13 protein-coding genes are annotated in these 12,193 nt (G+C 66.8%); 10 read left to right on the top strand and 3 right to left on the bottom strand.

Features of this window, described 5'->3' with window-relative positions:
• Positions 1 to 34: 34 nt before the first annotated feature.
• Positions 35 to 982 carry a polysaccharide deacetylase family protein gene (locus ACFO0G_RS10945; RefSeq protein WP_376977587.1) on the top strand — a complete coding sequence of 316 codons (948 nt, stop codon included), beginning with the start codon at positions 35 to 37 and terminating at the stop codon, positions 980 to 982.
• A gap of 44 nt (positions 983 to 1,026) precedes the next feature.
• Complete coding sequence (locus tag ACFO0G_RS10940) at positions 1,027 to 2,253, top strand: amidohydrolase (RefSeq protein WP_376977585.1); 1,227 nt, start codon at positions 1,027 to 1,029, stop codon at positions 2,251 to 2,253.
• Here the strand turns inward: ACFO0G_RS10940 and ACFO0G_RS10935 are convergent.
• Positions 2,229 to 3,086 (bottom strand): helix-turn-helix transcriptional regulator, encoded by an 858-nt coding sequence (locus ACFO0G_RS10935; protein WP_286399368.1) that lies wholly within the window; start codon positions 3,084 to 3,086, stop codon positions 2,229 to 2,231. The genes ACFO0G_RS10940 and ACFO0G_RS10935 overlap by 25 nt on opposite strands.
• Positions 3,087 to 3,171: 85 nt before the next feature.
• On the opposite strand from ACFO0G_RS10935, the gene ilvD reads away from it, so the two are divergent.
• From ilvD to ACFO0G_RS10905, 6 genes are all read left to right on the top strand, one after another.
• Positions 3,172 to 5,031: a dihydroxy-acid dehydratase gene (gene ilvD, locus ACFO0G_RS10930; RefSeq protein ID WP_286399366.1), complete on the top strand. Its 1,860-nt coding sequence runs from the start codon at positions 3,172 to 3,174 to the stop codon at positions 5,029 to 5,031.
• Between the two features lie 103 nt (positions 5,032 to 5,134).
• Positions 5,135 to 5,887, top strand: a complete 753-nt coding sequence (locus ACFO0G_RS10925; protein WP_350310797.1) for a YdgH/BhsA/McbA family protein — start codon at positions 5,135 to 5,137, stop codon at positions 5,885 to 5,887.
• Between the two features lie 80 nt (positions 5,888 to 5,967).
• Positions 5,968 to 6,786 carry an oxygenase MpaB family protein gene (locus tag ACFO0G_RS10920; protein WP_286399361.1) on the top strand — a complete coding sequence of 273 codons (819 nt, stop codon included), beginning with the start codon at positions 5,968 to 5,970 and terminating at the stop codon, positions 6,784 to 6,786.
• The gene (locus ACFO0G_RS10915; protein WP_376977582.1) at positions 6,779 to 7,672 is read left to right on the top strand and encodes a DUF817 domain-containing protein; all 894 of its coding nucleotides are present in this window, start codon (positions 6,779 to 6,781) and stop codon (positions 7,670 to 7,672) included. The genes ACFO0G_RS10920 and ACFO0G_RS10915 overlap by 8 nt, the downstream gene beginning before the upstream one ends.
• Positions 7,673 to 7,741: 69 nt before the next feature.
• Entirely contained in the window at positions 7,742 to 8,998 is a 1,257-nt protein-coding gene (locus tag ACFO0G_RS10910) for an MFS transporter (RefSeq protein ID WP_286399356.1), read from the top strand.
• 12 nt (positions 8,999 to 9,010) lie between these two features.
• The gene (locus tag ACFO0G_RS10905) at positions 9,011 to 9,406 is read left to right on the top strand and encodes a (R)-mandelonitrile lyase (protein WP_286399353.1); all 396 of its coding nucleotides are present in this window, start codon (positions 9,011 to 9,013) and stop codon (positions 9,404 to 9,406) included.
• Positions 9,407 to 9,482: 76 nt separating this feature from the next.
• On the opposite strand, the gene ACFO0G_RS10900 is transcribed toward ACFO0G_RS10905, so the two are convergent.
• Positions 9,483 to 9,905, bottom strand: coding sequence for a universal stress protein (locus ACFO0G_RS10900; RefSeq protein ID WP_286399351.1), 423 nt, complete (start codon positions 9,903 to 9,905; stop codon positions 9,483 to 9,485).
• Positions 9,906 to 10,053: 148 nt separating this feature from the next.
• Here ACFO0G_RS10900 and ACFO0G_RS10895 point away from each other — a divergent pair, with 148 nt between their 5' ends.
• Together ACFO0G_RS10895 and ACFO0G_RS10890 are read left to right on the top strand one after the other, a co-directional pair.
• On the top strand, positions 10,054 to 10,785 hold the full coding sequence (locus ACFO0G_RS10895) for a hypothetical protein (protein ID WP_286399345.1): 732 nt from the start codon (positions 10,054 to 10,056) through the stop codon (positions 10,783 to 10,785).
• Between the two features lie 58 nt (positions 10,786 to 10,843).
• Positions 10,844 to 11,251, top strand: a complete 408-nt coding sequence (locus ACFO0G_RS10890; RefSeq protein WP_286399341.1) for a VOC family protein — start codon at positions 10,844 to 10,846, stop codon at positions 11,249 to 11,251.
• A gap of 33 nt (positions 11,252 to 11,284) precedes the next feature.
• On the opposite strand, the gene ACFO0G_RS10885 is transcribed toward ACFO0G_RS10890, so the two are convergent.
• On the bottom strand, positions 11,285 to 12,178 hold the full coding sequence (locus ACFO0G_RS10885) for a helix-turn-helix transcriptional regulator (RefSeq protein ID WP_286399338.1): 894 nt from the start codon (positions 12,176 to 12,178) through the stop codon (positions 11,285 to 11,287).
• Positions 12,179 to 12,193: the final 15 nt, after the last annotated feature.

The raw sequence follows: 12,193 nt of genomic DNA, 5'->3' as shown, positions 1-12,193 counted from the left end.
CGGGCGCCCTGCGCCCGCCAGAAAGGATTTTCCCGTGAAACAGCCCGCCATCGCGGATCCCCTGCACCCCATCATCTGGCCCAACGGCGCCAAGGCCGCCGCGTCCTTCACGTTCGATGTGGACGCGGAGTCCTGCACCATCGCCCACGACCCCACCAGCACCCGGCGCATGTCGCTGATGACGCACCAGTCCTACGGCCCCAAGATCGCGGTGCCGCGGCTGCTGAAAATCCTCGAGCGACAGGACATCAAAGCCACTTTCTTCATCCCCGGCTTCACCGCCGAGTCCTACCCGGACGTGGTGCGGCGGATCGTGGACGGCGGCCACGAAGTGGCGCACCACGGCTACCTGCACGAACCCATGCAGGGCATCGACGCCGCCACCGAGGCCAGCTACATCGACCGCGGCCTGGAGGCGCTGGCCAAGGTGGCCGGCATCCGGCCAGTGGGCTACCGCGCCCCGTGGTGGGAGTTGAACTGGCACTCTCCGGGCCTGCTGGCGGACCGTGGCTTCCTCTACGATTCCAGCCTGCTCGACGGCGATGCGCCCTACCGGTTCGCAGTCGCCGCCGACGATCCCCGCGACATCGTGGAGATTCCCGTGGACTGGACCCTGGACGACTGGGAGCAGTACGCCTTCTACCCGGGAGTCACCGGCAGCGGCGTGATCGAGAGCCCGGCCAAGGTTTTGGAGATGTGGACGCTTGAGGCCGAGGCACACCACTCCCAGGGCAGCTGCTTCGTCCTCACCAACCATCCGTTCATTTCCGGCCGGCCGTCCAAAGCGGTGGCGCTGGAGCAGCTGATTGAGCGGGTGAAGGCCATGGACGGCATGTGGGTCACCACAATGGAACAGATCGCCCTGCACACCAAGGCCACGGTGAACGAGGTCCACACCCACGCGCGGATTGAGGTGCCGGTATTCCCGGGCGCAGGTGCACAGTTTGAGCCGGCCGTGGTGCGGCAGGGGGTGCTGGCCTAGAGTGGCCGAAGGGGCTGGCGCCGCCGGCCGGGAGGAGTTCTCGCATGGACGTCAAGGACAGCGATATGGAGCAGGAACTTGCCTGGCAGGTCCCGCTCTACGAGCAGATCCACCGGAACCCGGAACTTGGCCTCGCCGAGCACGCAACATCCGCCGCGGCAGCGGACTTGCTTGCCCGCTGGGGCTTTGACGTCCGGCACTTTGGCCGCACCGGCGTCGTTGGCGTTCTTGCCAACGGCGCCGGTTCCTGCGTCCTGGCCCGGGCGGACATGGACGCCCTCCCCGTCACCGAGGCCACCGGCGCAACCTATGCCTCCGCCAACCCGGGGGTGATGCACGCCTGCGGCCACGACATGCATGTGGTGGCCCTGCTTGGTGCGGCAAAGTACCTGGCCGAGCACCGGGAAGCCTGGCAGGGCACCTACATTGCCCTGCTCCAGCCGGCGGAGGAGACGGCGGCGGGCTCGCAGGCAATGCTCGACGACGGCTTGGCCGCCGGAATCCCGCGGCCGGACATTGCGCTGGCCCAGCACGTCATGCCCACCCAGGCGGGAACCATCGGCACCACGCCGGGGCCGGTGCTGTCGGCGGGTGATTCCATCCGGATCACCGTCCACGGCCGCGGTGCCCACGGGTCCATGCCGCATAAGTCGGTTGACCCCGTGGTGCTGGCAGCCTCTATCGTCCTGCGCCTGCAGACAGTGGTGTCCCGGGAAACCACACCGGGGGAGTTCGCCGTCCTGACCGTCGGCTCGGTGAATGCCGGGGCCACGGCCAACATCATCCCGGACCGCGCCGAACTGCTGCTCAACCTCCGCACCTACAGCCTGGAGGTGCGGGCCGGCATGATTGCCGCCATCGAGCGGATTGTCCGCGGCGAGTGTGCGGCGGCCGGCTCGCCACAGGAACCGGAGTTCGAGTACTACGACCAGTACCCGCTGACCAGCAACAATCCGGAAGCCAACGCCCGGGTCACGGAGGCGTTCACCAGGACCTTCGGCGCGGATGCCGTCTACCGCACCGCACCGCAGACGGCCTCCGAGGATTTCAGCCGGATCCCCGACGCCTTCGGTATCCCCTACGTGTACTGGATCGTGGGGTCCGTGCCGCCGGACATCTACCGCCGGGCTGTGGAAGCGGGCAGGGTGGACACGGACATTCCGGCCAACCACTCGCCGTTCTTCCTGCCGGCGGTGGATCCCACCCTTCGCATCGCCACCCAGGCGCAGGCCACAGCGGCGCTGGCTTACTTGGGCGCCGACGCCGGCTGACTGGTTGCCGCCAGCAGCGACTGCATCTGCGCCGCGGCGTCGCTTCCGGGCGCCGGCGTGTAGACCACGATGTGCAGGTCCGGCCGGTCGGACGGGGACACCTGGTGGTGCTCAAGCTGCAGCACTCCGACGGCGGGGTGGTGGAAGAGGCGCTCGCGGGACTCGAAGCCCAGGATGTCGTAGAGGTCCCAGCCCTGCCGGAAATCCGGGCTTGCTTCCTTGAGCCGGTCCACCTGGTACTGGATGTCAGGGTCGCCCAGCCGCTGCCCTGTTTCGGCCCGGAACTCGGCCAGGAACCGCTTGCTGGTGGTCTCCCAGTCCGGCAGCAGGTTCCGGACGTAGGGGTCGGTGAACACCAGCCACAGCAGGTTCCGGTCCGCTGGCGCCACAGTATCGATGTTGGGGTAGAGGGCCGCATACGCCCTGTTCCAGCCCGCCACGCGCCAATCCGGGAACAAGGCAAAGGACGGATTGGGATCCAGAGCATCCATCAGCCGTTGGATGTGGGGCGGGGCGGTATCGGCGGCGGGGCTGGCTGGGGCGGCGGAAGCGTAGCCGCCAAGGGACAGGACGTAGCCGAGGCCGGTACTTGAAAGGTGCAGGGCACGGCTGACTGCTTCCAGCACCTGGCGGGACGGGCTGATATCCCTGCCCTGCTCCAGCCAGGTGTACCAGGTGACACTGACGCCGGACAGGAAGGCCACCTCTTCGCGGCGCAACCCCCGCTCGCGGCTGCGGCCAATTGGCGGCAGGCCGTAGTCCGCCCGCAGCGCCTGGTCCCGGCGGGCCCTCAGGAAGAGGCCAAGTTCTTTGCGCCGCCCGGGATCACTCACCGGTAAATACTATTACTCTGGTACTCCCACTACTAGTAGCAGCGCTGTCTTCCGTCCGCGTCGCCCAAGCAAGAGGATGGTAAGCATGCCCGCACTTCGCTCAAAAACAGTCACCCACGGCCGCAACATGGCCGGAGCCCGCGCACTTTTACGCGCCTCCGGCGTCGCCAACTCGGATATCGGCAAGCCGATCATCGCCGTGGCCAACAGCTTCACCGAATTCGTTCCCGGCCACACCCACCTCGCTCCGGTGGGCCGGATCGTCTCGGACGCGATCCTCGCCGCCGGCGCCGTGCCGCGCGAGTTCAACACCATCGCCGTGGACGACGGCATCGCCATGGGCCACTCCGGCATGCTCTACTCGCTGCCGTCCCGCGACCTGATCGCCGACTCCGTGGAGTACATGGTCAACGCCCACTGCGCCGACGCCCTGGTGTGCATTTCGAACTGCGACAAGATCACCCCCGGCATGCTGATGGCCGCGCTGCGCCTGAACATCCCCGTGGTCTTCGTCTCCGGCGGCCCCATGGAAGCCGGCCGCGTCACCCTCACCGACGGTTCCGTCCGCTCCCTGGACCTGGTGAACGCGATCGCCGACGCCGTGGACGAGTCCATCTCCGACGCCGACATCAACCTCATCGAAGAGAACGCCTGCCCCACCTGCGGTTCCTGCTCCGGCATGTTCACCGCCAACTCGATGAACTGCCTGACCGAGGCCATCGGCCTGTCCCTGCCGGGCAACGGCTCCGTGCTGGCCACCCACACCGCCCGCAAGGCGCTGTACGAGAAAGCCGGCGCCACCGTCGTCGAGCTCGTCAAGCGCTATTACGAGGGCGGCGACGACTCGGTGCTGCCCCGCTCCATCGCCACCGCCAAGGCGTTCGATAACGCCATGGCGCTGGACATCTCCATGGGCGGGTCCACCAACACCATCCTGCACCTGCTGGCCGCGGCCCAGGAGGCCGGTGTGGACTACGGCCTGGCCGAGATGGACGCCAAGTCCCGCCAAGTGCCCTGCCTGGCCAAGGTGGCACCCAACGTGGCCAAGGACAAGACCTACTACATGGAGGATGTGCACCGTGCCGGCGGCATCCCCGCCCTGCTGGGCGAGCTGAACCGCGGCGGCCTCCTGCACAAGGACGTCCACTCCGTGCACTCCAACGACCTGGACGGCTGGCTGGACGACTGGGACATCCGCGGCGGCAAGGCCACCGAGGAAGCACAGGCCCTGTGGCACGCTGCCCCCGGCGGCGTCCGCTCCTCCACCGCGTTCTCGCAGTCGAACGAATGGACCTCCCTGGACACCGACGCCGAGGGTGGCTGCATCCGCTCCGTGGAGCACGCGTACTCCAAGGACGGCGGCCTGGCCGTGCTCCGCGGCAACGTGGCTGTCGACGGCGCCGTGGTGAAGACCGCCGGCGTGGACGAGTCCATCTGGACGTTCTCCGGACCGGCAGTGGTGTGCGAGTCCCAGGACGAGGCCGTGGAGAAGATCCTGAACAAGTCCATCAAGGAAGGCGACGTGGTGGTGATCCGCTACGAAGGCCCCAAGGGTGGTCCGGGCATGCAGGAAATGCTGTACCCGACGTCGTTCCTCAAGGGCCGCGGCCTGGGCAAGAAGTGCGCCCTCATCACGGACGGCCGCTTCTCCGGCGGCACCTCCGGCCTGTCCATCGGACACATCTCTCCCGAGGCTGCCTCCGGCGGCGCCATCGCACTGGTGGAGGACGGCGACATCATCAGCATCAACATCAGCGAACGCTCGCTGCAGCTGGAGGTCTCGGATGAACTCCTGGCGGAGCGCCGCGAAAAGTTGCTGATCAACGGCGGCTACAAGCCCAAGGACCGGGACCGGCAGGTGTCCGCCGCGCTGCGCGCGTACGCCGCGATGGCCACCTCCGCGGACAAGGGCGCCGTCCGGGACGTGTCCCTGCTGGAGCGCTAGCGCACGCGCCGGGCGGGGGGAGGGGCAGGTCCTCTGGCCCTCCCCCCGCCCGGGCATACAGCGCCACACTTAAGGGGTCAACGTCAGGCCCAAGGAGGGTGTGGTGCGCAGGTTTCCGGCAGCCCTTGTCCTGGTCACCTTTGCCCTCGCCGGGTGTGCGCCGCAGCAGGGAACCCCGCAGCCGGCCCCTTCAGCTTCCGGCCCTGCCAGTACCTCCACGGCGGCGACGGGCGCACCTGCCGCGCCAACGCCGTCGAACGTTCCCTCCACGCAAGCTCCGACGGTGCCCGGCAACGCCGAGGAAAAATGGACAACGTTTACGACGGCGGATGGCGCCATGGCGTTCGACCTGCCGGCCGCCTGGAGCGTCAAGGATCCGGCGGGGGAATTGGCCGAAGGCGGCGGGGCTTACGCGGAGGTTCGCAACCAGGCCGGCAAGGTGATGGCGACGCTGCGCACCAACATGGCCATCGGATCGTCCTGCACGCAGAAGTACCCCTACGAAGTCCTGGACACGGCGGACCTGCCTGCCCTGGCACAGGACGGTGTGGTGCCGCAGTTCGCCTTCGAGACCCGCGGGAATGCCGGCACGCCGGTGCCTCCGGGCGTCCAGGCGGCAGGATACGGCATCACCTCCGGCCCCATGCCCAGCGGCCCTGACGCCTGCCCCATCCTGCATTTCTTCCACTGGCCGCCGAACAGTGCCATGTTCGGCGCGTTTTACGATCCGGCCAACAACGCAACCCCCGGCGACCCGTCGTTGCCCTATCCCGAACTGGCGAAAAAGTACAGGGAAACCGCTGAGTACGCAGACATCAGGAGGATGATCACCTCGCTGCGGCCTGTTGCCAAGTGAACCGGATACCCGCACTGGCCAGCCACGACAACGGGCCGAAGGGCCCATCCGGTGTCATACCGCTCCGGTACCCTTTTCACATGGCGGGCGGAGCGGTTGACTATGGAGCGGAAGTCATCCTGCTCGCCGGGGCCGGCCGCGCCATCCTGCTGCAGCTTGCCAACCCGTCGGTAGGGCGGGGGGTCGCGGAGAACAGCACCTTCGCCCAACGCCCGCTGGACAGGCTCAACAGCACGCTGACCTACGTCTACGGGACTGTGTACGGCAATGAAGAGCAGGCCAATGAGGTCCGCCGCCGGGTCAACCGGGCCCATGCGCCGGTCCGCCGGGCTGGGGATGGATCTTCCGCCGGTTACAGCGCCTTCGACCCCAAACTGCAGTTATGGGTGGCGGCCACGCTGTACGACACCGCCAGGACCGTCATCGAAAAGATTTATGGACCGCTCGACGGCGACACCGCCGACGCCGTGTACCAGCACTACGCCAGGCTCGGCACCGCCTTGCAGCTGCCGCCGGACATGTGGCCAAAAGACCGCGCGGCGTTCGCCCGCTACTGGCAGGAACAGCTCACGTGCCTGTCCGCAGGGGACGGCGCATTGAGTGTTGCCAAGGACCTGCTGCACCCGGCCAACGTCCCGTGGTGGTACCACGCCATCATGCCCACGGCCAGGTTCCTGACGGCCGGCTTCCTTCCGGCCCCCTTGCGGCAGGACTTCGGCCTCCAGTGGAGCGGCCGGCATGAGCGGCGCTTTCACCGGACCATGCGTGTCCTGGCCTTTGCCTATCCCAAACTGCCGGCACGGCTCCGGCACTCCTACCGGGATTACTGCCTCAATAAGCTCGACCGGGACCTGCGGGGAAACCGCCCGGCAAGCCAACGTCAGGGGATTAGTGCGTAATTCAACTCCAGTGGAGCAGCGGATCGACGAACGCGCCCGCCGCTTCCTGGCTACCGCCCCCGCGGGCGGTGCCAAGGCGAAGCTCACCGAGTTCGTGGTCTTTGGCCTCAAGCAAGGGTGGGCCTGCATTTTCGGCGCCACCCTCCTGGCCGTGCTGATGACCGCCAGGCTCTGGTACCAGGATGATGCTGGGCTGGCGCGCAACGACTTCCTGACCGTCGCCGCCGTCGTAATCCAGGTCCTGATGGTGGTTTTCAGGCTGGAAACCCTTCGCGAACTGCGGGTCATCGTCCTGTTCCACCTGGTGGGGACCGTCATGGAGCTGTTCAAAACGGACATGGGTTCCTGGTCCTACGAGGCCGAAGGCGTCCTGCGCATTGGTGCCGTGCCGCTCTTCAGCGGGTTCATGTACGCCGCTGTTGGCTCCTACATGGTGCGCGTCTACCGGCTCTTCGACCTGAAATTCGCGGCCTACCCCCGCCGCTGGATCACCGCAATCCTCGCCGCAGCGATTTACGCCAACTTCTTCACCCACCACTACATTTGGGACCTGCGCTGGGTGCTGCTTGCCGCCGTCGTGGTGGTCTTTGGCCGGTGCGTGATGCACTTCCGTGTATTCCGCCGGGAATTCCGCATGCCGCTGGTGGTCTCGTTCCTGCTGGTGGCGCTGTTCATCTGGCTCGCGGAGAACATCGCCACGTGGTCCGGAGCCTGGCAGTACCCCAGCCAGCTGGACGGCTGGCATCCCGTGGGCCTGGAGAAACTGGTGGCCTGGTTCCTGCTGATGATCATCTCCGTGGTGCTGGTGGCGTGGGTCTACAAGCCGCAGCCGCCGGAAACAGGCACCACATCACGCCCGGAGGTTTCGCCGGCCGCGGTGCCATAAAGGGGTTCTGCCAAAACCGGTTTCAGCAGGGCCCTCGCTAGGGTTCCGTACTCCCTGTTTCATGGAGGCATGGCCCCCGAAACAACTGTCACCAGGACGCGTGCGCCCCAAGATCCGGCCGGGCAGCACCCGGCCCACTGGGGCGGCGTTTATGCGATGTCGCTGTGCGTGTTCGCCCTGATCGCCTCCGAGTTCATGCCCGTCAGCCTGCTGACGCCGATGGCCGCTGAGCTGCAGGTCTCGGAAGGGATGGTGGGCCAGGGCATCGCCATCTCCGGCCTGATTGCCGTGCTGACCAGCCTGTCGGTGTCCACACTGGCTGGCAGCCTGGACCGCAAGACCCTGCTGCTGGGGCTGACCGGGGTCATGGCGGTCTCCGGTGCAATGGTTGCGTTGGCTCCGGGGTACCTGCTGTTCATGATCGGCCGGGCCCTCATCGGGGTAGTGATTGGCGGATTCTGGTCCATGTCCGCAGCGACCGCCATGCGGTTGGTCCCGCCCCACGAGGTGCCGCGTGCCCTCGCGATCTTCAATGGCGGCAACGCCTTGGCCACCGTCCTGGCCGCGCCCCTGGGCAGCTACCTTGGGTCGGTCATCGGCTGGCGTGGAGCGTTCTTTTGCCTGGTCCCCGTGGCGCTGCTGGCACTCGCCTGGCAGTGGATCAGCCTTCCATCCATGCCGGGCAGGACACGTCCTGCGGGAACCGGGGGCATCTTCGCGGTTTTCCGGGAGCTCAAGTGCAAACCCGTCGCCTGGGGGATGGCCGCCTGCGGGTCCTTCTTCATGGGGCAGTTCGTCCTGTTCACCTACGTCCGCCCGTTTCTGGAGACGGTGACCCGCGTGGATGCGGCCACGGTATCCCTGGTTCTCCTGGTGATTGGTGCCGCGGGATTTGCGGGCACCCTGCTAATCGGCCGTTTTTTGGGGAAGCGGCTGTACCGGACGCTGGTTGCCATCCCGGTGCTCATGGCGATCATCGCCGCCGCCCTCGTTCCTACCGGTGACTGGCTCGCCGCCGTCGTGGTTCTCCTGGGACTTTGGGGCCTGATGTCCACCTCCGCGCCGGTGGGGTGGTGGAGCTGGATCGCCAAGGCCATGCCGCACAACGCCGAGGCCGGTGGCGGATTGATGGTGGCCGTCATCCAGACCTCGATCGCCCTCGGTTCAACTCTGGGCGGAGTCCTGTTCGATTCCGCCGGCTACCGCGGCACCTTCCTCGCCAGCGCAGGGATCCTTGCGGCGGCGTCCGTCCTGGCGTTCCTGACGTCCCGCGTTACAGACCGAACTGCCGGAACATCCAACACACTGTCCAGCAACCCCGACTAACAGGAGGAGAACATGAAGTACACCAAAAGCGGCGGCCAGACCGGCGCCGGACCGGCGGAATGGTTCACCGGAACCGTTCAGATCGACGGCATCCGGAACCCTGACGAGCAGTCGGCCATCGGCTGTGCGCATGTGCGGTTCGCCCCCGGTGCCCGCACCGCCTGGCACCACCATCCCAAGGGCCAGACCCTCTACGTGACCGACGGGGTTGGGCTCGTGGCCCGGCGCGGCGGCGAAGTCCAGGAGATCCGTCCCGGCGATGTGGTCTACATCGAGCCGGGCGAGGAGCACTGGCACGGGGCCACCCCGGAGCGGTTCATGGCACACGTCGCCATGCAGGAGGCCGATGCGGATGGGCAGGTGGTCACGTGGCTCCACCACGTTACCGACGAGGAATACGGCGCCTGACCCCTCTGCAGATGAAAGTGGGCGGACGACGGCGGGAGGTCCCGCCGTCGTCCGCCCACCTTTGCTGCGCGGTAGGTCAGTCCTCGTAGGTGTTCGCGATGTAAACATCGCACGGGGCGTTGTGCGCCACGCTGTTGGCCACGCTGCCCAGGAGCCGGCCAATGCCGCGCATCCTCCGGTTGCCCACTACGATCAGGCGCGCGTCCAGGCGGATGGCCTCCTTGATGAGGGAATCGGCCGGCTTGCCGCGGGAGGCGAAGTGCGTGATTTCCACCCCCGGATGCGATGCGGCCAGGGACTTGGCCACCATCTCCGAGCTGTCGGCGTTGGAGATCCGGACCTTGTCCGATCCCACGCCAAAGGTCTCCGCGTTTTCAATTTCAAAACCTGTCACCACGTGCAGTGACGCTCCCAGCGATTCGGCCAGGCCAAGGGCTACTTCCGCAGCCTTCCGTGCTGACGGGCTGGCATCCACACCTACAACAACTACATTGGCCATTCACTCGCTCCTTCGTATCGTCCTGCTAAACGTCCATCTGTCAGTCTAGGGACTACCCGCGTGGAGCCCGCCTAATCGTAGACTCTGAAAGCGGGTCCCGACGGGACGGACGGGAAAGCACGATGGTTATGGGGGGAACATGGGTAAGGTGGCCAACCAAGCTGGGCAGGACCTGACGGGCCTGCCGCCGGTCTACGTCGACGTTCCGGACAAATCCGGCATGCCGGGCCCTGGCACCCAAAAGCTCCTGAATGTCGGGCTCACCGAAGAAGAGGCATTTGTTGCCGCGGAACCGGCCCCTGCCATGTTCGGCACAAAGGCGGAGAAGCGACGAAGCGACATATTGGGCGTCACCTGGATCCTGCTGTGCATCATGGGCGGAGCCCTGTTTGGGGTGTACGGGGATGCAGTCGGGGACGGCGACACCGGGCAAGCGGCCTGGGCAATGACGGTGCTGGCAATCCTCGTTCCGTGCACGCTGGTGCTCAGCTTCTATCCCCACTGGAAGAGCCGGCAGCGCAGGAAGGATTACGGGAAGCGCCACCAAACCTGGGTGGCCCGATTCATCGACAAGTGGCCCCTGCGGGAGCGGCTACTGGACGTGGACGCCATCCCAGACGTCTGGCAGCGGGTCAGCAGCAAATCCATGGCGGACACCTTGGAGGCGGACCGGGCGGCGATCCTGGCGCAGGCATCACCAGGAGACTCTGCAAGGCTGCTGGCGGAGGCCCTGGCTGCGGTGGCAACTTGGGCGGTGGCGTCGTGGTCGGATCCCGCGCTGTATCGCGCTGCCCAGCAGGCTGTTGACCGCTTCGGCGAGCTGGCAGGATGGCGGCCGGCGGACGCTAAGCCGCTCGATCCGCCGTCGAACCTTTCCTAGCCTTCGCGCCTGTGCAGCAGTGGGTCACGCCGAAGCCTCATGTCTGTAGGCTGGCGGAATGACCGCACCCCAGATCTACGTCAGCTTTCCAGGAACGGCGCGTGAGGCACTCGGATTCTATGCGTCCGTTTTCGGTGGTGAGCTTACCCTCCACACAAATGCGGAGTTCGGCCGGGCGGATGGTGCCCCGGATGCGATAGCGCACGGCGAACTCAGCGGCGTTGTTGCCTTGGCGGGGTCGGACACGCCTCCGGGCGGGACGAGCGTCCGGTTTGAAGGCCTAATGCTCTCCTTGCTCGGTACTGCCGAGCCTGCAATTCTCCACGACTGGTTCAACAAACTCAGCCTTGGCGGCCGGGTGGTTGACCCTCTTGCGGCCAAGCCTTGGGGCGCCTCTGATGGCCAGGTCATCGACCGCTACGGGCTCCACTGGCTCATTGGCTATGAGCCCGGCGCCGACGCGTAGTGCCAGCCCAAGGGCTGCGGGGCCGCCGAGCTCCTAGCTGCCCACCTGCGCCTGCGCCGTTTCGACGATATTTTCAGTGACCGCCCACGACGCCAGGAGCTTCAGGGCCTCAGCGGACGGGCTGCCCGGGGTCGCGGGATAGACGGTAAGGGTATGTCCGGGGTCCTCTTCCAGCCCCAGGACCTGGTAGTTCAGCTCAAGAAGGCCCACCACAGGGTGCTGGAAGAACTTGGTCCCGGCGTAGTGGCGGCGGACGTTGTGGGCGGCCCACAGGGTGCGGAACTCGTCGCTGCGCATGGACAGCTCCCCAATCAGTTCGGCGATGCCCTTGTCATGCGGGTTGCGGCCGGCCTCGCGGCGGAGGATGGCCACGTTGGTGTTAGCCGCCCGGTCCCAGTCCGTGTAGAAATTGTGGGCGCGCGGATCCAGGAAGATGAACCGGGAGTGGTTGGCCGGCCGGGACGGATTGCGGTACATGTCCGAGTAGAGGGCGTAGCCCAGGGTGTTGGCGGCCACGATGTCCAGCCGGTTGTTGCCGATGAAGGCCGGCGCGTCCGTGATGGCGTCCAGGAGGTACTGCAGCTCCGGCCGAACCTTTGACGGGGACGCAGCACCCCCGCTCGCCGCCCGCTTGCGGCCCGATGTGTTGGCCGCGCGGGCCAGGTCGTAGAGGTGGTCGTGCTCGGCGCGGTCCAGTTCCAGGGCGCCGGCAATGGCATCCAGGACGCTGTCCGAAACACCGCTGAGGTTTCCCCGTTCCAGGCGCGTGTAGTAGTCCACGCTGACACCGGCCAGCCGCGCCACCTCCTCGCGCCGCAGCCCCGGCACCCGCCGCCGGCCACCGTACGGTTCGATGCCTGCCTGCTCCGGGGTGATGCGCCCACGGCGGGAGGACAGAAACTGCCGGACCTCGGCTCGGTTATCCATAAGGAAAACGTTACG

The sequence above is a fragment of the Arthrobacter sedimenti genome (assembly GCF_042652025.1).
GTDB classification, from domain to species: Bacteria; Actinomycetota; Actinomycetes; order Actinomycetales; family Micrococcaceae; genus Arthrobacter; species Arthrobacter sedimenti.
The sequence above is the reverse complement of the archived record's forward strand: the minus strand, read 5'-3'. Positions and strand labels throughout refer to the sequence as shown.